Consider the following 21,909-nt stretch of genomic DNA (forward strand, 5'->3'; position numbering starts at 1 on the left):
CCAACACGCTGTGCGTGCGCCCCGGCACGGTCGTCGTGTACCAGCGCAACAACGTCACCAACGACGTGCTGTACAGGGAGGGCATCAACTGCCTGGTCATGCCGTCCGCGGAGCTGTCCCGCGGCCGCGGCGGCCCGCGCTGCATGTCCATGCCGGCCTGGCGCGAGGCTATCTAGCCTCTTGCCCTTGGCGGCATAACTGCCGATTGCACCTTCCCATGGGCGGCCGACAGTGTGCCGGCCGCCCGCTTCGAAAATATTTCTATCGAAAGGAAATACCATGCCTGTAAATCTTTCCGGCAAGTCGTATCTGCGTCTTCTCGATTTCACTACCGATCAGATCGACTACCTGCTGAAGCTCTCCAAGAACTTCAAGGACCTCAAGCGCACGGGCACCCCGCACCGCTACCTCGAGGGCAAGAACATCGTGCTCTTGTTCCAGAAGACCTCCACGCGCACCCGCTGCGCCTTCGAGGTCGGCGCCATGGACCTCGGCATGGGCGTGACCTACCTCGATCCCGGCAGCTCCCAGATGGGCAAGAAGGAGTCCATCGAGGACACCGCCCGCGTGCTCGGCCGCTTCTACGACGGCATCGAGTTCCGCGGCTTCGACCAGTCCGATGTGGAAGAGCTCGCTGAGAAGGCCGGCGTGCCGGTGTGGAACGGCCTGACCGACATGTGGCACCCCACCCAGATGCTCGCCGACGCCCTGACCATTCAGGAGAACTTCAACTACGACATCAAGGGCCTGAAGTTCGTCTTCTTCGGCGACCTGAAGAACAACATGGGCCGCTCGCTCATGGTGATGTGCGCCAAGCTGGGCATGAACTTCGTTGGCTGCGGCCCGAAGGACTGCTGGATGGACGAAGAGCTCATCAAGACCTGCGAGCAGATCGCCGCTGAGAACGGCTGCACCGTGAAGTGCACCGAGGACGTGAAGGAGGCCGCCACCGACGCCGACGTCATCTACACCGACGTGTGGGTGTCCATGGGCGAGCCCGACGAGGTGTGGGAGCAGCGCATCAAGCAGCTGTCACCCTACCGCGTGACCACCGAGGTCATGGCCATGGCCAAGCCGACCGCCATCTTCCTGCACTGCCTGCCGGCCTTCCACGACACCAACACCACCACCGGCGCCGACATCGCGAAGCGCTTCGGCGTGACCGAGATGGAAGTGGAGGACGCGGTGTTCGAGTCGAAGCAGTCGAAGGTCTTCGACGAGGCCGAGAACCGCATGCACACCATCAAGGCCGTCATGTACGCCACCCTGCAGTAACTAATTGAGGGCCGCCTCAAGGGGGCGGCCCCTTCGGTGTGCTTTCGGGCCGTGCGAGACGGGAGGAAATGCCTCGCACGGCCCGTTGCGGTTTCACCGGCTCTATCGCCGAGTTTTGCTGCCACCAGTAAAGCGCCGGGCGCACCGCCCGGGCGAAAGCGCGAGGATTTCGGGAACGCGGCCCGCTCAGCCGCCCGAGGGTTTTCCGGAAAACGGCCGTTTTCGGATGTATTCGGCATTCAAATTAAGGAGGGATTACCATGGCAGCTGCCGAAAAAGGCAAGAAGAAGCGGGCGAGCCTGTCCTCGTTCACCATTTTGCTGATTATCTTGGTTGTTTTGGCCATCGTGACTGTCATCATGTCCGCCTGCGGAGTGGAGGGCGTTCAGGGCGCCACACTTTCGCAAGTTCTCACCGCTCCGGTCTTCGGCTTCCAGGACGCCATTGGCGTGTGCCTGTTTGTGATGATTCTGGGCGGATTTCTGGGCATTATCACTGAGACCGGCGCGCTCGATGCCGGCATTGCCGCGCTGGTGCGCAAGCTGCACGGCAACGAGCTCGTGCTCATTCCGGTGCTGATGTTCATCTTCTCCATCGGCGGTACCACCTACGGCATGTGCGAGGAAACCGTGCCGTTCTACCTGCTGCTTGCCGCCACCATGGTCGCTGCGGGCTTTGATAGCCTGACCGGCGCGGCCGTGGTTCTGCTCGGTGCCGGCACCGGCGTCATCGGCTCTACGGTGAACCCGTTCGCCGTCGGCGTGGCCGTTGACGCGCTTTCCGGCATCGGCATCCAGGCCAATCAGGCCATTATCATCGTGCTCGGCGTTATTCTGTGGCTCGTCACGCTGGCCATCTCCATCGTGTACGTCATGCGCTACGCCAAGAAGGTGAAGGCCGACAAGGGCTCAACCTTCCTGTCGCTGCAGGAGCAGCAGGCCATGATGGACGAGTGGGGCATGAGCGAGTCCGAGGTTGAGGCCCGGGATAACGACAACGCTCCCGTCGAGAAGATGACCGGTCGCCAGAAGTGGTCGCTCATCGTCTTCGGCCTGACGTTCGTCATTATGATTGTGTCCTTCATTCCCTGGACCGACTTGGGCGTGAACGTGTTCGAGGCCGGACAGGTGACCGAGGAGATCACGGCTCCGGTGTCCGGCGATGAAATCGTCGCCACCTACGACGATGCTACCGAAACGGCCCTGACCCTCGATGGCGCCGTTGAGGCTACGGCCACTGCCGAGGAAATCGTCCAGCCCGCATGGTCGTCCTTCCTGACCGGCGTGCCTATGGGCGGCTGGTACTTCGATGAGGCTTCTACGTGGTTCTTGCTTATGGCCATCATCATCGGTATCATCGGCGGCGTTTCCGAGAGCCGCTTCGTGAAGGCGTTCATCAACGGCGCTGCGGACATGATGTCCGTCGTGCTGATCATCGCGCTCGCCCGTTCCATCACCGTGCTCATGGCCAAGACCGGCCTCGATATGTGGATCCTGAACAACGCCGCGGCAGCTCTGACCGGTATGTCGGCCATTGTCTTCGCGCCGCTGTCCTTCCTGCTCTACATTGTTTTGTCCTTCCTCATCCCGTCCTCCTCGGGCATGGCCACGGTGTCCATCCCGATTATGGGCGGCCTGGCCAATCAGCTCGGCTTCTCAGTCGAGACCATGGTCATGATCTACTCTGCCGGCAACGGCCTCGTGAACCTGTTCACGCCGACCTCCGGCGCCATCATGGGCGGCCTGGCCCTGGCCAAGATCGAGTACTCCACGTGGCTGAAGTGGGGCGCCAAGCTGTTCGTTGTCTTGGGCGTCGTGCTCGTGGTCATTCTGACCGTCGCCATGGTGGTACTGTCGTAGCGCCGTCTGCTGCGGAGCCCGCCGCCTGCAGCGGTAGGGAATTGAACGAACTCGGTTGCGCGGCCACCCTCGCCGCGCGACCGTATGCAGAAGTACCTGGGTCTTGCCCGGGTACTTCTGTCTTTGCGGGATTTTTCGTGCTATGATGACGCCTTATAGGCGCGAGGGGTACGGCACAGCCCGCAAGCGCAGGACAGCAGGTTTACCGAGAAGGAAGAAGCATTCATGGAAATTCGCGAATCCCTTGAAGCGATCATCGATGCCGCTCTTGAAGCGGCCCGTGCCGACGGCTCACTCGAGCTGGCGGAGGCTCCCGAGGCGGCCCTCGAGCGACCCCGCGACGAGGCCAACGGCGATTGGGCGAGCACCGTCGCCCTGCGCTCGGCCAAGCTCGCCCACAAGAACCCCCGCGAGGTGGCCCAGATCATCGTGGACCACATTCCGGAAAACGATATGATCGCCGCCGTGGAGATCGCCGGTCCCGGCTTCATCAACATCCGCCTGTCCGATGCCGTGCTGCAGGACGTGGTGCGCGAGGTGCGCGAGGAGGCCGAGAACTTCGGCCGCGGCACCATCCCCGAGGGCGAGCGCTACGTGAATTTGGAGTACGTGTCGGCCAACCCCACGGGCCCCTTCCATGTGGGCCACGGTCGCTGGGCGTCGCTGGGCGATGCCATGGCGCGCGTCATGCGCCACGGCGGCTACGACGTGTACGAGGAGTACTACATCAACGACCACGGCAATCAGATGGACGTGTTCGGCAACTCCGTGAGCGTGCGCTACCAGCAGCTGCTCGGTCGCGACGTGGAGATGCCCGAGGCCTGCTACGGCGGCGCCTACGTGAAGGACATCGCCCAGGAGATCATCGACCGCGACGGCGACAAGTGGCTCGACGTGTCCGACGAGGAGCGCCTCGAGGCCTTCCGCGAGATGGCCTACGAGCAGACCCTCGCGAACCAGAAGGCCGTGCTCGCCGGCTTCGGCACCACCTTCGACAAGTGGTTCTCCGAGCGCTCGCTCTACGTTGAGGACGAGAACGGCGAAAGCGCCGTGTCCCGCTCGCTGGACGCCATGCGCGAGAAGGGCTACCTGTACGAGAAGGACGGCGCCCTGTGGTTCCGTTCCACCGACCTGGGCGACGACAAGGACCGCGTGCTCATCAAGGGCGACGGCGAGGCCACCTACTTCATGTCGGACGTGGCCTACCACTACGACAAGATGATGCGCGGCTTCGACCACCTGATCGATTTGTGGGGCGCCGACCACCACGGCTACATCAAGCGCTGCGAGTGCATGCTGGAGGCCTGGGGCTGGCCGGGTGCGCTCGAGGTGCAGCTGGGGCAGCTCGTGAACCTGTTCCGCGACGGCAAGGCCGTGCGCATGTCCAAGCGTACCGGCGAAATGGTCACCTTCGAGGAGCTCATCGACGAGGTGGGTGTGGACGCCACGCGCTACCTGATGCTGTCGCGCTCGGCCGACCAGCCCATCGATTTCGACATCGAGGCGGCCAAGAAGAAGGACGCCTCGAACCCGGTGTACTACGTGCAGTACGCCCATGCGCGCATCTGCTCCATCCTGCGCAAGGCGGCCGATCCGGCCGACGCCGCCGCTGCCGAGGCCGGCGGAGTGGCCATGGACGTGCTGGCGAAGAAGATCATTCCCGAGAACTGCGACCTCTCGTCGCTGACGCACCCCTCCGAGCTCGCCCTCATGCGCAAGATGGCCGACTTCGGCAATCTCATCGCGCTGGCGGCCCGCGATCGTGCGCCCTTCCGCCTGACGCACTACGCCCAGGACCTGGCCGCGCTGTTCCACCAGTTCTACACCAACTGCCATGTGCTCACCGAGGATGCCGACGTTCAGACGGCGCGCCTGGCCCTGTGCGATGCCACGCGCATCGTGCTGGCGTTGAGCCTGAACCTGCTGGGCGTCTCCGCGCCGGTGAAGATGTAGGTTTGGCGAGTACGGCGCACTTGCGCTAGAATAGCTGGCGCACTTTATGGGCCTGTAGCTCAACGGTGGAGCAGGGGACTCATAATCCCTTGGTTCTCGGTTCGAATCCGGGCGGGCCTACCATGAAAAGAGAAGACCCCGCGGTTGCAGCGGGGTCTTTTTGCGTTCGCGAGCGGTCCACCCCTAGGGGTTGCAGCGCTTGCAGGGATCGTAGCCTTGTTCGACGATGCTCTCGCGGGTATCTTGCACGTCCTGGCGGTTCTTGGCGCTCATCTGATCTACCGACGAGCAGCTGGGCATGTGGAACTTCTTCGAGTTGGTGTTCAGCACGTACTCGGCGACGCCCTTGGCGGCGCTCTCGTCGGGCTCCTCGGTGCTCTTGCCGCTATCGGAAGCCGCTTCCGCACTCGGCGCCGCCCCGCTCGTGCCGGAGGCCGTGTCGTCTTTGGGGCCCGAAACGTCGGGGAGGGGGGTGCCCTCGATGGTGCCGTCGAGGCGGTTGTCACCGGTGGCGTAGTCGATGGCGACGCCGGGCTGCACGTTGTAGCAGAACACGTTGAAGCTCACGCCGTCCCCGCCGTCCTCCACCGATTCGGCCATCATGGCTACGCCGCGGGCCACCAGCTCATCGCCCTCGAACAGCGGCGTAGCGGCCATGAGCACATGGTTGCCCGTCGAGCGTACGTAGTCGGCCACGGCATTCTCGAAGGGCAGCATTCCCTCGACGTTGAGGTATCGTGTGCCGGTGATGAGGTTGCGCTCGTTTGCGTTCTCGCCGGTCAGCTGGAAGCCGAGCAAATGGCAGCGGTTGTAGAGGTACTTGCCGTCCACGAACTCGTACTTCGCCATCTGCCAGCCCGTGGGCTTCACCTCGCCGATGCTGCCGCGCTCCTCGTCGGGCATCGTCTCGGTCCCCACCACCGCGAAGGCGGTGGTGCAGCGCCCGAGTGCGTCCAGCTCCCCGTAGGACTCGGTGCCTGGCGCCGCCGCGCGCTCCTCGTCTCCGAAGGAGGGCTCGCCGCCGTTCACGTAGACGTAGGGGCTGCCGTCGTAGGCGGGGATGTCGGCCGGGCTGACTGCCGGCGCCTCCGCAACCGCTTCTGACGGTTCTTCGCCCGCGGTCGTCTCGGAGGCTTCAGAGGCGACGGCCTCTTCGGCGCTGATTTGCTGCTCAAAGGCGCCGGTATCGGGGAGTGCGGTGGTTGTCTCCCCGGCAGCGGGGCTGCAGCCAGCCAGGACGCAGGCGAGGGCCGCGATCGCGGCAAGGGCGCTCGCGCGGCGACCGATAGAGAACGGGAAATTCATGAGATGCTCCTTCGTGCTTCATCCGCTCTGAAAACGTCTCATGTCCACCATACCGCGACGGTCGCAACCTTGTTGCGAGAAAATGGCCCCAAACCGGGTCGAATGAACTCCTCTTCGTCGAATCTCGAGGTTATTTGGCTTGGAGATCGGTTCCAGGTGCGTCCAAAACCGTCAATTTTGGCATAATGGCCCCCGGCGCCGCGATTGCGGGGTTCACTCGAAACGTTTTGGGGCCACAAAGACAAAATGAGCTCACCGAAGTTGCGCTTTCGGCGATTTGCAAGGGAGGACCATGGACGATATCTACGCACGCACGCGCCTGCTCTTGGGCGACGAGGCTCTTGAGCGGCTGGCGGCCGCTCGGGTGGCGGTGTTCGGCGTGGGCGGCGTGGGCGGCTATGCGGTCGAGGCCCTCGCGCGCAGCGGCGTGGGTGCCCTGGATCTGGTAGATAGCGATAACGTGGACCCCACCAACCTCAATCGCCAGATCGTCGCCACGACCGCCACGGTGGGCCGCCCCAAGGTGGAGGCGGCTGCCGAGCGCGTGCGCTCTATCAACCCCGCCTGCGAGGTGCGCCCGCATCAATGCTTCTTCCTGCCGGAGACGGCGTCGCAGTTCGATTTCGCCGCCTACGACTACGTCATCGATGCTGTGGACACGGTCAGCGCGAAGATTGCGCTCGTGGAGGCGGCCCGGGCGGCAGTCGCGCCCATCGTGTCCAGCATGGGCGCTGGCAACAAGCTGGACCCCACGGCCTTTCGCGTGGCCGATATCTACGAAACCTCGGTGGACCCGCTGGCTCGCGTCATGCGTCGCGAACTGCGCCGCCGCGGCATTCCAGCGCTCAAGGTGGTCTACTCCACCGAGCCGCCCCTGACGCCCGAGGGCGACGATTTGGCCGTGAAAGACGGCACGCGTCTCGCGCCGGGCTCGATCGCGTTCGTCCCCTCAGTGGCCGGGCTTATTCTCGGTGGGGAAGTGGTGAAGGACCTGGCGGGAACGGCGCAGCGCGCGCGGGGAGCGGCACAGGAAAAATAATCCTTGCGCCCGCGCCCCTGCTTCCCTATAATTCTGCCTTGCGCGAAATGGTGGGTGTGGCCTAGTTGGCTAAGGCGCCAGATTGTGGCTCTGGAGATCGTGGGTTCGAGTCCCATCATCCACCCCAGCGCGCTTGAAAAAATAGGGCTTGCATTTGCTGGCTGCTTAGCCTAGAATATTCAAGCGCTTTTGCGCAGGACCAAGTGCACCATTAGCTTAGTTGGTAGAGCAGGGGACTCTTAATCCCAAGGTCGAAGGTTCGAGTCCTTCATGGTGCACCACCGAAACACCAGGTCAGTCCTCTGCGGACTGACCTTTTTATTTCATCAGCAAGGTTTTGCCCCTTGCCGCTCCTCGGCGCACGCATAACGTTCAAGTGAGGCTACGTTACGGCTTGTCCCAACTCGAAGGCGCCGGTGCCATTTTGCAGCAAAGTGTGCCATACTTAAGCCCATGAGCCCCTTATTTCAGCAAGGAAACCTATCTTTTATGGAACCAAAGACAACTTCCGAGTCATCTGACCGCCGCTTTGCGCTGCTTATCGATGCGGATAACGTGTCGGCGCGCTATTTGAAGCCGATTTTGAACGAGCTTTCGAAGTACGGCACCGTCACCATCAAGCGCATCTATGGCGACTGGACGCTGACCCTGCATGCGAAATGGAAGGACGCGCTGCTGGAGAACTCCATCACGCCCATCCAGCAATTCGGCTACACCCAGGGCAAGAACGCCACCGACTCGGCCATGATCATCGACGCCATGGACATCCTCTACACCGACAACGTCGACGGCTTCTGCCTGGTATCGAGCGATTCGGACTTCACACGCCTCGCGAGCCGCCTGCGTGAAAGCGGCCGCATGGTCATCGGCATGGGGGAGAAGAAGACCCCGACGCCCTTTCGCCGCGCCTGCGACGTGTTCACCACCCTCGAGCTGCTCGTGCAGAACAAGCGCAACGAGAAAGGCGGCAGCGGCAACGCGGTGCCCAAGGACTCCGTGGAGCAGGCCGTGGTGGACATCATCACGGACAACCAGAACAACGGCAAGTCCACCGGCCTCGGCGAGATCGGCAGCCGCCTGCAGAAGCGCTACCCCGATTTCGACGTGCGCAGCTACGGTACGAATTTGCTCTCGAAGCTTCTGGAGGAGTTCACCCGTGTGCGCATCACCAAGGACCACAGCTCGGTGACTGTCGAGCTGGCCGAGGGCGAGGAGAAGCCCGGCGCCGTGAAAGCCGAAAAGGCCGAGAAGTCCGAGAAGGCTGCGAAGGTCGATAGGGTTGCGAAGACGGAGAAGACCGACAAGGCGGCTAAGGCGGAGAGGTCTGAGAAAGTCGAGGAGGCGGAGAGCGAGGAGACCGCCGCGGAGGAGCCGACCGAAGAGAGGGTCGAGAAGTCGGGCCGTCGCTCTCGCAGCCACCGGGGAACGCGCCGCGTGGCGACCAAGGCCGCACCCCAGCTCGCCGAGGGCCAGCAGCCCGCCGGTGCCCTGCCCGAGCCTGCCTTCGAGGCCGCGCCCGAAGCGGTCTCCGATGTGGTGGCCGAGGTGGTGGAAGTTGTCGTCGAGGAGCCCGAGCCTGCCGCGGAGACGCCCGCTCGGGATGTGAAGCCCGGCCGTCGCGTTCGCGCCGACCGCAAGGCCAAGCAAGAGGCAAAGGAAGAGAGGACTGGGTCGGCTTCTGAGGAGAAGGCCGCTCCGAAGCGTCGCGTCCGCAAGAACGCTACGCCGAGCCAAGCGGCTGAGGAAGAGCCGAAGTCTGAGAAGGCGCCGGCCCGAACGACTGCCAAGAAAGCGTCGGCTAAGAAGACAGCTGAGAAGGCAGCCGATAAGGCTTCTGCGGAAAAGAAGCCGTCTGCTGCGAAGAAGGCCGCCGCATCCAAGAAGGCGTCGGCGCGCAAAAAGAAGCCCGCGAGCGACACGCCGGCTGGCTATATCCGGGAGCTCGTGGTCGAGGCGGGCGGGGAGGGCATCATGCTTTCCACCATCACCGACGCGGTGCGTGCGAAGTTCAAGGACTTCAAAGTGCGCGACCTCGGTTATTCCCAGATGCGCCAGTACATGGCGTCGGTGGGAGACTACGATCTGGAGAAGAGCGGCCGCAACTTCCGCGTTCGCCTCTCGAAGTAGGGAAGGGGCGCCGCGCGCCGCATCGACGGCCTTGTGCGCCGTCCCAGCTTGGGTTTTCTCTGATGATGGGCGCCTCCAATGCGGAGTGCGCCCATCATGTTTTAAAATAGGGCATTCGCTTGAATCCGACCCCGCAAAGGAGATGCGTCTGTGGAAGCCCTGACCCTCGGCCTGCTCTTGCTCGCCGCCGTGCTGGCGTCCTCGCTCATCGACCAGATCATCCCCCGCGTGTCGCTGCCGCTCATCCAAATCGCCATCGGTCTCGTCATCGCCGTCGTTGCCGGCGGCGAGGTGGAGGTGACTCTCGATCCGGACCTCTTCCTCGTCATGTTCATCGCCCCCTTGCTCTACGACGAGGCGAAACATGCCGACAAGCAGGCCCTGTGGCGCGAGCGCAAGCCCGTGCTCTCGCTGGCCATCGGCCTTGTGGTGGCCACCACCCTCGTCATCGGCTTTCTGCTGCATGCGTTCGTGCCCTCCATCCCCTTGGCAGCGGCCTTCGCCCTGGGCGCGGCTTTGGGCCCCACCGACGCCGTGGCCGTCTCGTCGCTCTCCAAGCAGGTCAATATCCCCCAGCGCCAGGCGAGCATGCTCAAAGGCGAGCTGCTTCTGAACGACGCTTCGGGCATCGTGTCCTTCCAGTTCGCCATCGCTGCGGTGGTCACTGGCTCGTTCTCCCTCGCCCATGCCAGCGTCGACTTCCTCGTGGAGTTCGTCGGCGGCCTGCTGCTCGGCATTGTGCTGGGACTTGTGGGCAACGGGGTTGTGAAGCGCGCCCGCTCCATTGGCGTGGAGAACACGAACTTCCACGTGCTTTTCGAAGTGCTCATTCCCTTCCTGATCTATCTGGTGGCCAACGTCTGCCACGTCTCCGGTGTCATCGCCGTCGTGGTTGCCGGGCTCATCAACGTCACGTCTCCCAAGGGTGTCATCGGGCCGTCGGTGTCGCGCATGAACATCGTCTCGGGTAGCGTGTGGCATGTGCTCACCTACGCGCTCAACGGCATCGTGTTCGTGCTTTTGGGCACCCAGCTTCCCCTGGCTATGCAGGACACCTGGGAAAACGTGCGCATCACGAATTCCACGCTCATCCTGCTCGTCTTCGGTCTCACCTTCATCTTGCTGGCCACGCGGTTTGTGTGGGTGCTCGCCATGGACCTCATCCACGTGCGCGCCGGCGAGCGCCGCGCGTTTCGCAAGAGCGATCTGCGCAGCGCTCTCATCACGACGTTTTCGGGCGCCAAGGGCACCATCACGCTCTCCATCATGTTCTCCATTCCCACCTACGCGATTATCGGGCCGCCCAACGTGCCCTTCCCCCAGCGCGAGCTGCTCATCTTCCTTGCCTGCGGGGTCATCGTGTGCACGCTTTTGCTGGCGACTTTCGTGGTGCCGCTGCTTGCTCCGGCGCGCGACGGAGGGGAGGAGGAGCTGCGCCGCATCAACCAGGATGCCGCCACCACCATGGACATCATGCGCAACGTCATCGAGATGCTCACGGCTCAGCAGACCCGCCAGAATCGCGCCGAGACCCAGGCGGTCATCCACTCCTACAACGAGCGGCTCGCCCGCATCAAGGAGAACAACGGCATCGAGGACGAGTTGAACGTCGAACTGCGCGTGCAGGCGCTTACCTGGGAATACGAGCGCGCCATGGAGCTGACGGAGCGCGGCGTGGTGTCCGGCGTGGTGGCCTATCGCTACATGGGCCGCCTCGAGCAGGCCATGCAGCTTCTCCAGCATGGCCGCGGTCGCGGGCACCTGCGGCGTTGGAACAGTCGCTTCCGCGCGCTGCTGCACCGCGGCGTGCGCGCTATTCTGCGCGAGCTTCCCGGCAGCGGCGCCTTCGCCGAGCAGACCGAGGAGATGCGCTGGCTGCAGACGGCCACGCGAACCTATGCCATCGAGCACTTAGAGGCCGCCGTCGCCTCTAGCCAGGTGCCCACCGAGGACGCGGCCACGGTGCTCGTGGAATACCAACGCTCGGTGGCGGCGCTGCACAGCGTGCGGCCCACGGTGACCTCGGTCATCAAGGTGGACGACCGGGCCGAGGACATCAAGCGCAAGGCCTACGCCTTCGAGCTGGAGCAGATTCAGGACGCCTACGAGGGCGAGCGCCTCTCGCGCTCCCACGCCCAGCGCATGCGCGAGTCCGTTCAGCTCATGCAGATGGATTTGGAAGATACGGTATAGCGCGCTCCACTATCGCCGCGTCGCCCCAACAAGCAAGAAGCCCCTCCGCTGGAGGGGCTTCGTCGTTCTTATGCTTTGGGGCGGTCGGTATCTAGTACACCATGCCCATGGCCTCGCGCACCTCGTTAAGCGTCGCGTTGGCGATCTCGTTGGCGCGGCGGTTGCCCTCGTGCAGGATCTCGCGCACCATCTCCGGCTTGCCCTCCAGCTCGCGGCGGCGCTCGCGGATGGGGGCGAGATAGGCGTTCACTGACTCGGTGACGTAGCGCTTGAGTGCTCCGGAGCCGTCGTTGCCGATCTCGGCGGCAATTTCCTCCTCGGTGCGGCCTGTGGTGAGCGCGGCGGTGGTCAGCAGTGCGGACACGCCGGGGCGGTTCTCCTTATCGAAGGTGATGAAGCGCTCGGAATCGGTCTGAGACTTCTTGATGAGCTTGGCCGTCTCCTCCTCGGTGGCCGAAAGGGCGATGGCGTTGCCGTAGCTCTTCGACATCTTGCGGCCATCGAGACCCGGGATTTCCACGGCCTCGGTGAGCAGGCCGTGGGGCTCGGGGAAGACGTGGCCGTAGCGCTCGTTGAAACGGCGGGCGATCTGGCGGGTCTGCTCGATGTGGGGCAGCTGGTCTTTGCCCACGGGCACGATGTTGCCCTTGCAGAACAGGATGTCGCAGGCCTGGTGCACCGGGTAGCTTAAGAGCAGGCCGGTGAGCGCGTGGCCGGAGGCCTCTTGCTCGGCCTTCACCGTGGGGTTGCGCATAAGCTCGGCCTCGGTGACAAGCGAGAGGAACGGCAGCATCAGCTGATTGAGCGCGGGCACGGCGGAGTGGGTGAAGATGATGGTCTTTTCCGGATCGACGCCGCAGGCCAGGTAGTCGATGACCATGTTGTGCACGTTGTCGGCGATGTTGGCCGTGGTGTCGCGGTCGGTGATGACCTGGTAGTCGGCGATGACGATGCGCGTGGCGATGCCGAGGTCCTGATGCGCCACGCGCTCTTTGATGGTGCCGAAGTAATGGCCCATGTGCAAACGGCCTGTGGGGCGGTCGCCCGAGAGCATGGTGTACTTCTCGGGGTGCAGGGGCAGATCGGCATTGATCTCGTCGCTGACCTTCTTTGAGGCGAGGAAGGTGTCGCTGGTCATATCGCTTGCCATGGGGTCTCAGCCTTTCTTTCTTGTATGGTTCTTCGGGTGGGACGCTGGCGCAGGGCCGAACGCTCGCCGGAAAGTTGTGAATATCTTGGGATAGTATACAAGATTACCTCTTGCGCACGCTTTGGAACCCGTGTATTATATTTAGCCGTCGCAAGTCGTAAGGCGGCTTGCGCGAACCCTTCGGTCGCTTGGCTCAGCGGGAGAGCATCGCCTTCACACGGCGGGGGTCACAGGTTCAAATCCTGTAGCGACCACCATCATTTCCGGCTCCTTTCTCAAGGGGCCTTTTTTGTATCTGCATGCGGAAACGGCGAAGGAGGTCCAAGGAATATGAGCGACATGAGACCTTGGGCCTTCGAACTGGAAGAGTACATTCTTGAAGGTGAACCCGACCAAGCTAAGAAAAGTCGGGATTGGTCTGTGGCCATTGGCTTGCAGGCGGTGGACGGGCTTGCCCCCTCTCGATATCTCCTGGACACTGCGCGCGAGCATATCGAGGGCGACCTGACTATCGAACAGGTGCAGGAACGCATCACTTCCTACTACGACCGCCGGAGCGAGCGGACGCAGGCGGAGCTTGAGAACGAGGAGGCGGACATCGTCTCCTCCCGTATCGCTATGATTTTAGGGGAGCGCTCGTTTACGTTTTCGCCCGCGGAATGGAAATCCATCCATGGATGCCTTTTCAGGGGTCTTGTAAAGGATGCGGGCGCTTACCGCAAAGGCAGCATGACGAAAAAGGAGTGGGTGCTTAAGGGCGATACGGTGCGCTATGCCTCCTGGAACACGATTCCCGAAACCGTCGCCTACGATTTCGAACGGGAGGCGCGATTCTCCTATAAGGGTCTGACGAAGACGGAGATCGCTCATCATGTGGCAGCGTTCGCCTCGGGTATCTGGCAGATCATCCGTTCTACGAGGGCAATACGCGAGCGACGGCGGTTTTCGCTATCAAGTATCTAAACTCCCTGGGAATTGGGGTTGGCAACGAGCCCTTCACTGAGAATTCCTGGTATCTCCGCAATGCGCTCGTGAGGGCCAGCTACACAAATATCGATGCGGGTGTTTTCGAGACGACTCGATACCTTGAACAGTTTTTCGAAAATGCGATTGTGGGAACAAACCACGAACTAAAGAACCGTTTCCTGCATGTCGAGTATGGGAAGGTGGCTGGCTCTGTTGCACATGGCCCATCGGATGATATTTCAAAGTGCAATTCTAAAGATCAGATTTGCACTTTTGATTGCACTTTGGGTGAGCTTGCAGTGTTGAAGTTGCTTGCCGTTAAACCCTCTACGACACAAAAAGAAGTTGCCTCTAAACTGGGAGTTTCCGAGCGAACCGTGAAAACGCGCACAGTGAAACTGCAGGAAAAGGGGCTATTGGAAAGAGTGAACGGCAAGCGCAATGGACGATGGATCGTTTCTGAAAAAAGCGCGAGCCGTGGTGACCGACTGCTCGGCATGAGCCGATGACTGAGGCCAGTTCGTCTGGTCAATGTGCAGAGCTAGCCGTCAATCCGAAACGATACGAATTCACTTCAGAATTTGAGAAGAGCTCTTGACTCTGTAGCCTCTACAAGCTGCATTCTTTCTCCGTTGTCGAAATTTGATAGGAGGAAGCAATGGAGGATTTCAAGGTATCGCGCCGCGATTTTGCGAAGGGCATGGCTTTCGGTGCTTTGGGGCTGGCAGGCGCCGGACTGACTGGTTGCGCCCCGAAGTCGCAGAGCAGCGAACTCGCCCTAACCGCTGGAGGCGATGTCGACTGGGATGACGAGTTCGATTTCATTGTGATTGGCAGCGGAACGGGTCTAATCGGAGCTCTGGCGGCCGCAGAAGAAGGAGGTCGCGTACTGGTTCTTGAAAAGGCCAACACGATAGGAGGCGTGACGTTTACTATCTCTGGCAATTCGCAGTGGGTTCCTGGCAACAATGTGCAGGGTGAAGCGGGTTTTCCCTACCAAGGGGACGAGAAGACGTTGCAGTACTTGGTGGACTGCGATGCGGGTAAAGGGTCTAGCAGGGAGCGTAAGCTAGACTATGTTCTAAATGCCCGAAAAGTTAACGAGTGGTGCCAAGACCATTGGGGATTCCGCCATGCGCTGACGAATATTTCAGACTATTACCATCATGAATATGCGCAGAAGCTAGGGCATTCGATTGATTTTCTCAACCAGGCGACGGGGGAGGTATACGCGGCAGGAAGTGATGTGTACGCAGCCTATATCGAGCCCCTGCTTGATGGACGGGATGTCGAGATAATGACAGGCACTCCTGCTACGGCGCTTGTGCGCGCTGATGGCGGACGAATCTTAGGTGTGAGAGCGGGCAAGAAAGCTTTCGCTGCAAGCAAAGGGGTGCTTGTCGCTTGCGGGGGATTCGATTACGACGAAGACATGGTGAGGCGCTATCTGAACGTTCCCTTGGGCGCGACGCAAGCGGCGCCCGATAACACAGGAGACGGCATCAAGATGGGCCAAGCTGTTGGAGCCGATCTTGAGAATATGGCGGCAACCTGGGGTGGATGTGCCTTGATAACGGATCTAGGCGGTGAGATCAATCTGTCCGTTGATAACATCTTCGACTATGGGACTTATCGTGGCCTACCATTCTGCATCACGGTAGACCGCAGCGGCAGACGATTCTTCAATGAAAGCTGCTCTTATGCCGCGTCTTCTAATGTGTACGACGGATACGATTCCGGAGCGAATCGCCTGGCCCATGTGCCTGCGTTCATGATTTTCAGCGAAACCTATGTTGAGGTGATTGGGTGGCCCTCGAATGGGGCGAGCTACGATGTAGCTGCGACGGCTGACGCGGCAAGCGAGATGCCCAGCTATGTCAGACGCTTCGAGACTCTTGAGGAGCTTGCGGAGGAGATGGGAATCAATGCCGTCAATCTTGCGGCCGAAGTCGAGAAGTTCAACGGCTTCTGCAGCTCGGGAGTCGACGAGGACTTTCAGAGGGGCTCCGGACCATTTGATGAATACGATGAAACGAGCTATGGCTTTACTTCTGACACCTGGCCTCTTGTCAGCAACTTGCCGAACAAGGCTCTCGGCCCCATCACGGCACCATACTATGTCGTGGTCGAGGCTCCTGGGGCGGTGAATACTTGTGGAGGCCTGCGCGTTAACAAGAACTTCCAGGTGCTGGATGCATTCGGTGAAGTTATCGAGGGGCTGTATGCGTCGGGTTCGAGCTGCGGGGGCCCTTTGGGCAGCTGCTACGGTGGAGCCGGCGGGGCGGTGGGCCCGGGCTACTACGGGGCGTTTAAAGCGGCAGATGTAGCGATGGGCTATGGGCTAGTGATGTACGAAGAGACTGGCGAAGCTGAAGCATAAGGGGGAGGTTCTCTGCGCGACGGGAAGCGAGCGGCCGCTCTTTCTGGGCGGCCGCTCGCGTGTTTTGAGCGCGCTGCTCGATAGGGCGGGCTCGGGCTACTCGAAGGGGAAATAGATTTCAGCGTGCCCTTTGTCTTGGTGACGAGAAATCGAAAGACAGTAGGCGATGCCGCTAAGGGTGTAGCCGGCATTTCTCGCTGCGGCTGCCGCCTTGCTCAGCGACTCGCTCTCCATCGTCCAGCTCTCGCATTCTACGATGGTGTACACGCAAGGAGTTTTGGGTATAAAATCGCTGGTCTCGTCGGATTTGTTTTGTGCGGTCGAGCTGGAAGGTGCGCTACTGTTGCGGTACATATCTGTAGAAGAGATGCTCCAGTTGCCGCCCTCGTCTTCGGCCCAGGTTTCAATGACGTAGCATTCCTCGATGAGGGTGCTCCGGTCGATTGTTCCTGAATTGCCAATACGGTACCAAGGTCCGAGGTTTTGCAGAGTGATTGTGCCCTTGAAGCTGTTGACTTTTTCGAGGGGCGCAAGAATGCTCTTGTAAAAATCAAGCATCTCTTTCTCTCGAAGGATAATGCGCTCTCTTTCTTTGATCAATCGCGTGATAGACTCCATGGCTTCGTCAAAGGTGAGCGATCCGGCCAGCGTCTTCGCGTCGGCAAGAGAGAAGCCGGCCTCGCGATAGGAGATAATCTCGATGAGCATGCGCATGTCGTCGAGATCGTATTCTCGGTAGCCGTTTTCCCTGCGTCGCGGGAACACAATGCCTTCCTGCTCGTAGAATCGCAGGGTTTCCTTGTTTATCCCCAAAAGGTCCGCGATTTGCTGACGCGTAAATGAGCTGTTCAAAAAAACTCCGAACTATGTATTGACCCTGTAATCACTACAGGGTTTATGGTAGCTCGCGTCCGAATGGTCGTCAAGGAAAGGGAGTTCTCATGACCAGGTTCGATAGAGGGGAAAAGATGCTGAACGAAGCATTTTTGACACGCAGGGCATTTGTTGCAGCGGGAGCTGCTGTTGCCGGATCTGCCGCATTGCTCGGATGCTCTCCAGCTGCCAAAGATGTCCAAGCTACGAAAACCGAAAGCGCTAAGGCGTTTTCGGCGGGCAACTACACCGCAGAGGGTGTCGGGAAGAATGGCGTCATTGTGGTTGAGACAACATTTTCCGATGACGCCATTGAGGCAATCAGGATTCTCGAAAATGACGAGACAGTGGGCATTTCCGATAGCGCGCTCGAGCAGATTCCCCAGCGCATTCTCGACGCTCAGTCGCTGGGCGTCGACGTGGTAACGGGCGCAACGCTGACCAGTATGGGAATTCTGACAGCGGTTAAAGAGTGCGCGAAACAGGCTGACGGCGACATGTCCTCTCTCGAGGAGCCTGTTGCGAAACCCGATCCAACGGAGGAATCTGTAGACGCCGACGTCATCGTCATTGGCGCCGGTGGAGCGGGCCTTGTGGCTGCCTTGACGGCACTGGAGGCGGGCAAAAGAGTCGTGCTTGTCGAGAAGCAGGATGACACGGGGGGATCGACGCGCCTCAACGGGTGCATGTTCCTTACGACGGCAGATGAAGCGGAGCAAGCTGAGGGGGCGCTTGATGTTGCGGGAGCCCAGCAGTTTTTTGCAAACAATGGGAACAACGGCTACTTCAATAAGCCGATGGTAGATGAGCTCATCGATCAGATGACTATTCTCGATGCTTATGTATTGGAACACTGCTACGAGTCCGGACGTCATATCGATCCCTGCTACGCTCCATTCGATCCGTCTGACCCCGAAAGCCAGAATCCCTTCATGGTTCATCTGTGGCCTGCAGACTGGCAACCGCCCGAGAGCTATTACAATGAAGTCAGCGATCATTTTCAGGATGCCGTTCCCATGCCCGAAGGAATCGGGTGGCGCTTTACGAAGCCGCTGGAAGAGGAGTTTGTGTCTGAAGGCGGTGTCCTGCTTACGGGAACGGCGGTTGTCTCCATCGATAAAGAAGCAGATGTGATTGTCGGTGTGACGGCGAAGAGCAACCAGAATGTGACTTACACCATCCGAGGTAAGGCTGTCGTTGTGGCCAGCGGCGGTTATGGCGCTAACGCCGAATGGACAGAAAAATACTGGGGCGAGGTTGATCCTGCCGAATGGGGGCAGAGCACCTATTTCGGTGCTCCGTCCAACGATGGTGCCTGCATCACCTATGCGGAGAATTGTGGCGCCAAGACGGTGTTCGTTGACACGCCTGGCGGGTATGGCGGCCCCTACGCAACTCAGGGCGGGCTTGTCATCGATGCCGATGCCCATGTCCTCGATGAGCACGATCAGCCGATCGCTAACCTATTCGCGGCTGGCGAGGTGTGTGACGTGTACCTGCCGGGTCCCGCATATATTATGAGCGGAACAATGAACCAGTGGTCGGTCTATACGGGTCAGATTGCGGGTCGCGGAGCTGCCGCTCTCTAACATCTGCATGAGCCCTCCCTCGAAAGTGCCGCCAGGTTCCTGGCGGCACTTTTGCGTTCCCCTGTGAGGGCAAGCGCGCTATGCGCTAAACTATGCGGTTGGCATAGATTGAAGACAAGAAGGCATTCGTTTCATGATCCTGCAAACTGAACATCTTTCCAAATCTTATGGCGGGCGCACGCTGTTTCATGACGTGACGTTTCGGCTGGAAGAGTACGACCGACTGGCATTGGTGGGCCCGAATGGGGCGGGCAAAACCACGCTTCTGAACATCATCTCGGGCGAGGACGACCCGGATGAGGGGCGCGTGCTGTTCGCCAAAGGCGCGCGCGTGGGGTATCTCGAGCAGGAGGCCATCGAGATGGGCGACTTGCCCGTCTTCGAAGAGGTCATCTCCTCGCAGATCGAGGTCCTGGAAGCCGAGCAGCGCCTGCACAAGTTGGAGGCCGAGCTGGGGGCGAACCCCACCGAGGCGCAGCTGGCGGCCGTGGGCCGGGCGCGGGACGCCTACGAGATGCTCGGCGGCTATTCCCTGGAGTCGAAGGTGCGCAGCGTGCTGTTCGGCCTCGGCTTCACCGAGAAGGACATGGCCCGATCAACCACGGAGTTCTCCGGCGGCTGGCAGATGCGCATCGCGCTGGCGAAGCTGCTCATCCGCAACCCTGAGGTGCTGCTGCTCGACGAGCCGACGAACCATCTGGATTTGGAATCGGTGAAGTGGCTCGAGGGCTTTCTGCGCGGCTATGCCGGCACCGTCATCGTCGTCTCCCACGATCGCGCGTTCATGGACAACATGGTGGATCGCGTGGCCGAAATCGACAATGGGGAAGTGAACCTGTACAAGGGCAACTACTCGAAATACCTGGTCGCCCGGGAGGAGCGCCTGGAGCGCATCAGGGCCGAGCGCGCCAAATCGCTCGAGGAGATCGCGCACCTGCAGGCCTTCGTCGACCGCTTCCGTTACAAGGCCACCAAGGCCAAGCAGGCCCAGGAGCGCGAGCGCCGCATCGAAAAGATCAAAGAGACGCTGCCGGTCATCCCCGAGGAGAAGAAGACCGTGCACTTCAACTTCGTTCAGCCGCCGCGCACCGGCGACGAGGTGGTGCGCGCACGCGGGCTCGTGAAGCGCTACGGCGACCACACCGTCTACGACGGCGTCGACTTCACCCTGTATCGCGGCGACAAGGTGGCGCTTGTGGGCCCCAATGGCGCGGGCAAGTCCACGCTGTTGAAGATGATCGCAGACGTGTCCGCGCCCGATGCGGGCACCATCGATTACGGTGTGAACGTCGACCTGACCTACTACGCCCAGCACCAGCTGGAAGAGCTGCACGGCGGCAACACCGTGTTCGAAGAGCTCGATCATGCGGCGCCGGGCTGGTCCATCTCCCAGGTGCGCAGCCTTTTGGGCGCGTTTCTGTTCACCGGCGATGCCGTGGATAAGAAGGTCGCGGTGCTCTCCGGCGGCGAGAAGGGCCGCCTTGCGTTGGCGAAGATGCTCGTGGCGCCCAAGCCCCTGCTGTGCCTGGACGAGCCGACCAACCACCTGGACATCTCCAGCGCCGATGTGCTGGAGCAGGCTCTGCGGCACTTCGACGGCACCATTTTGTTCATCACCCACGACCGCCACCTCATCCGCGGGGTGGCCAATCGTATTGTGGAAGTGAAGGACGGGCAGATCACTAACTACGACGGCGACTACGACTACTACCTGTACAAGTCGGGCCAGTTGGACGGCGACGTGGACGCCGACCGCTCGCTGGCCGAGGAGCTGGTGGCCGATAGCGGCATTCACGGGAAGGGGAGCGGCAAGGCGCCGGAGAAGCGCAAGGCCGGCGGCGCGGCTCCGACGAAGATCACCGTGAACCGCCGCCGCGACCGCGAGGACGGCGCCGCGGGCGGCTCTCGCTTGGGTGCCTCGGGTGCGGCCGCCTCCGCGAGGGCAACGGGCGCTTCCGGCTCATCTGCAGACGCCGGTACCGGCCAGGCCTCCTCGGCCGCCAAGGCCTCTTCCGGCCGCTGCGAGGTGCAACTCACGGCCCCCAAGGGCAGCGCGCCGAAGACCAAGGAGCAGAAGCGCCGCGAGGCCGAGGCCCGCAACCGCGCCTATGCTGCGCTCAAAAATCACCGCAAGCGCATCGCCCAGCTCGACGAGCAGATGGAGCGCGATAATGCCCGCATGGAAGAGTTGCTGGCCCTTATGGCCGACCCCGACTTCTACGTGAACGAGGACGCCTCTTCCGATGCCATCGCCGAGCACGCTAAACTGAAGCAGCGCCTCGCCGCCGCCGAAGAGGAGTGGTTCACGCTCACCGAGGAGCTTGAGGCCGAAATGGCCCGTCAGCAAGAGCAGGGGTAGCGACCCCTCGCCTGTCAGAGACGCCGGGTACCTTGATTCGTTCAGACGGTTCTCGTTTTGCGGAAATGTCCGCTGGACGTTTCCCGTCGCTGCGGAACTCGCCCGGTCAAGGCGCTCGGCATCTCCTCTGCACGTTTACTCGATTGAAGGAATGCGATGTTGAATATCGTTCTTGTGGAACCTGAAATTCCCCAGAATACGGGGAACATCGCGCGCACGTGCGCGTGCGTGGCAGCGCGGCTGCATCTGGTGGAGCCCATGGGGTTTCGGCCGACGGAGAAGAACCTGAAGCGCGCCGGCTGCGATTACTGGAACGATGTGGAAATCGTTCGCTGGCCGTGCATTGAGGCATTTCTCGAAGCCCACGGAAATGACGAGCTGCACCTGTTCACAGGCCAGGCTGCGCGGTGCTGCACCGACGTTGCTTACAGCGCGGAGGCCTATTTGTTGTTCGGCCGCGAGAGCCGCGGGCTCGACCAGGCCATCATCGATGCTCACGCCGAGCGCTGCCTGCGCATCCCCATGCGCGAGGGTGCCCGTTCCCTCAACCTCTCCAACGCCGTCGCCATCGCTGCCTTCGAAGCCCTCCGCCAGCAGGGGTTCCCCGGACTCGTCTAGCTGACGGCTTCGACCCCAAGCCCATTTCCCTTCTCTGTCGGCAGGGGCTTCCGGGCTCGTCTAGCCCCGGCCCCTCTTCGGCGCGCCTCCAGCCGCACGAGCCTCTCTTCGGCGCGCCTCCAGCCGCACCAGTTCTCCGTGCTCTTTTCCGACCGCGCGGAATCAAACTGTACAAAAGTGCAGTTTTCTCCGGGCAAACCATGCAAAACTGGCCTCAACTCCG

Annotated in this window: 16 protein-coding genes and 4 tRNA genes; 17 read left to right on the forward strand and 3 right to left on the reverse strand. The window is 61.3% G+C overall.

Annotation, left to right across the window (positions count from 1 at the left end):
- From VJ923_RS04795 to VJ923_RS04815, 5 genes are all read left to right on the forward strand, one after another.
- A partial coding sequence (locus VJ923_RS04795) for an arginine deiminase family protein (protein ID WP_326439641.1) occupies positions 1–176 on the forward strand: 176 nt, incomplete at its 5' end.
- A gap of 103 nt (positions 177–279) precedes the next feature.
- Positions 280–1,275 carry an ornithine carbamoyltransferase gene (gene argF / locus VJ923_RS04800; RefSeq protein ID WP_326439112.1) on the forward strand — a complete coding sequence of 332 codons (996 nt, stop codon included), beginning with the start codon at positions 280–282 and terminating at the stop codon, positions 1,273–1,275.
- Positions 1,276–1,535: 260 nt separating this feature from the next.
- Positions 1,536–3,134 (forward strand): YfcC family protein, encoded by a 1,599-nt coding sequence (locus VJ923_RS04805; RefSeq protein ID WP_326439114.1) that lies wholly within the window; start codon positions 1,536–1,538, stop codon positions 3,132–3,134.
- 225 nt (positions 3,135–3,359) lie between these two features.
- Positions 3,360–5,087 carry an arginine--tRNA ligase gene (argS, locus tag VJ923_RS04810; RefSeq protein WP_326439116.1) on the forward strand — a complete coding sequence of 576 codons (1,728 nt, stop codon included), beginning with the start codon at positions 3,360–3,362 and terminating at the stop codon, positions 5,085–5,087.
- 48 nt (positions 5,088–5,135) lie between these two features.
- A tRNA-Ile gene (locus VJ923_RS04815) sits at positions 5,136–5,210 on the forward strand.
- Positions 5,211–5,270: 60 nt separating this feature from the next.
- Here VJ923_RS04815 and VJ923_RS04820 read toward each other — a convergent pair.
- Positions 5,271–6,392 (reverse strand): DNA/RNA non-specific endonuclease, encoded by a 1,122-nt coding sequence (locus VJ923_RS04820; RefSeq protein WP_326439118.1) that lies wholly within the window; start codon positions 6,390–6,392, stop codon positions 5,271–5,273.
- Positions 6,393–6,684: 292 nt separating this feature from the next.
- Here VJ923_RS04820 and VJ923_RS04825 point away from each other — a divergent pair, with 292 nt between their 5' ends.
- The 5 genes from VJ923_RS04825 to VJ923_RS04845 all read left to right on the forward strand — a co-directional run bounded on the left by VJ923_RS04825 (position 6,685) and on the right by VJ923_RS04845 (position 11,751).
- Positions 6,685–7,431, forward strand: coding sequence for a tRNA threonylcarbamoyladenosine dehydratase (locus VJ923_RS04825; protein ID WP_326439120.1), 747 nt, complete (start codon positions 6,685–6,687; stop codon positions 7,429–7,431).
- Positions 7,432–7,481: 50 nt separating this feature from the next.
- Positions 7,482–7,558 (forward strand) — tRNA-His (locus tag VJ923_RS04830).
- Positions 7,559–7,636: 78 nt separating this feature from the next.
- A tRNA-Lys gene (locus VJ923_RS04835) sits at positions 7,637–7,712 on the forward strand.
- Between the two features lie 208 nt (positions 7,713–7,920).
- On the forward strand, positions 7,921–9,558 hold the full coding sequence (locus tag VJ923_RS04840; protein ID WP_326439122.1) for an NYN domain-containing protein: 1,638 nt from the start codon (positions 7,921–7,923) through the stop codon (positions 9,556–9,558).
- A 150-nt stretch (positions 9,559–9,708) separates the two neighbouring features.
- Positions 9,709–11,751 (forward strand): cation:proton antiporter, encoded by a 2,043-nt coding sequence (locus VJ923_RS04845; protein WP_326439124.1) that lies wholly within the window; start codon positions 9,709–9,711, stop codon positions 11,749–11,751.
- Between the two features lie 91 nt (positions 11,752–11,842).
- On the opposite strand, the gene trpS is transcribed toward VJ923_RS04845, so the two are convergent.
- On the reverse strand, positions 11,843–12,889 hold the full coding sequence (trpS, locus tag VJ923_RS04850; RefSeq protein ID WP_326439643.1) for a tryptophan--tRNA ligase: 1,047 nt from the start codon (positions 12,887–12,889) through the stop codon (positions 11,843–11,845).
- A 194-nt stretch (positions 12,890–13,083) separates the two neighbouring features.
- Here trpS and VJ923_RS04855 point away from each other — a divergent pair.
- From VJ923_RS04855 to VJ923_RS04870, 4 genes are all read left to right on the forward strand, one after another.
- A tRNA-Val gene (locus tag VJ923_RS04855) sits at positions 13,084–13,158 on the forward strand.
- A 73-nt stretch (positions 13,159–13,231) separates the two neighbouring features.
- Complete coding sequence (locus tag VJ923_RS04860; RefSeq protein ID WP_326439126.1) at positions 13,232–13,864, forward strand: antitoxin VbhA family protein; 633 nt, start codon at positions 13,232–13,234, stop codon at positions 13,862–13,864.
- Between the two features lie 68 nt (positions 13,865–13,932).
- Positions 13,933–14,376 (forward strand): MarR family winged helix-turn-helix transcriptional regulator, encoded by a 444-nt coding sequence (locus VJ923_RS04865; RefSeq protein ID WP_326439128.1) that lies wholly within the window; start codon positions 13,933–13,935, stop codon positions 14,374–14,376.
- Positions 14,377–14,525: 149 nt separating this feature from the next.
- Positions 14,526–16,247 carry an FAD-binding protein gene (locus VJ923_RS04870; RefSeq protein WP_326439130.1) on the forward strand — a complete coding sequence of 574 codons (1,722 nt, stop codon included), beginning with the start codon at positions 14,526–14,528 and terminating at the stop codon, positions 16,245–16,247.
- Between the two features lie 96 nt (positions 16,248–16,343).
- Here VJ923_RS04870 and VJ923_RS04875 read toward each other — a convergent pair whose 3' ends face one another.
- Positions 16,344–17,099: a MerR family transcriptional regulator gene (locus tag VJ923_RS04875; protein ID WP_326439132.1), complete on the reverse strand. Its 756-nt coding sequence runs from the start codon at positions 17,097–17,099 to the stop codon at positions 16,344–16,346.
- Positions 17,100–17,188: 89 nt separating this feature from the next.
- Between VJ923_RS04875 and VJ923_RS04880 the strand changes: the two genes are divergently transcribed.
- The 3 genes from VJ923_RS04880 to VJ923_RS04890 all read left to right on the forward strand — a co-directional run bounded on the left by VJ923_RS04880 (position 17,189) and on the right by VJ923_RS04890 (position 21,686).
- Positions 17,189–18,709: an FAD-dependent oxidoreductase gene (locus tag VJ923_RS04880; protein ID WP_326439134.1), complete on the forward strand. Its 1,521-nt coding sequence runs from the start codon at positions 17,189–17,191 to the stop codon at positions 18,707–18,709.
- A 133-nt stretch (positions 18,710–18,842) separates the two neighbouring features.
- Positions 18,843–21,068: an ABC-F family ATP-binding cassette domain-containing protein gene (locus VJ923_RS04885; protein WP_326439136.1), complete on the forward strand. Its 2,226-nt coding sequence runs from the start codon at positions 18,843–18,845 to the stop codon at positions 21,066–21,068.
- Between the two features lie 156 nt (positions 21,069–21,224).
- Positions 21,225–21,686, forward strand: coding sequence for a tRNA (cytidine(34)-2'-O)-methyltransferase (locus VJ923_RS04890; protein WP_326439138.1), 462 nt, complete (start codon positions 21,225–21,227; stop codon positions 21,684–21,686).
- The last annotated feature ends 223 nt before the right edge of the window (positions 21,687–21,909 follow it).

Origin of the sequence: Adlercreutzia shanghongiae (assembly GCF_035830635.1) — a bacterium.
GTDB classification, from domain to species: domain Bacteria; phylum Actinomycetota; class Coriobacteriia; order Coriobacteriales; family Eggerthellaceae; genus Adlercreutzia; species Adlercreutzia shanghongiae.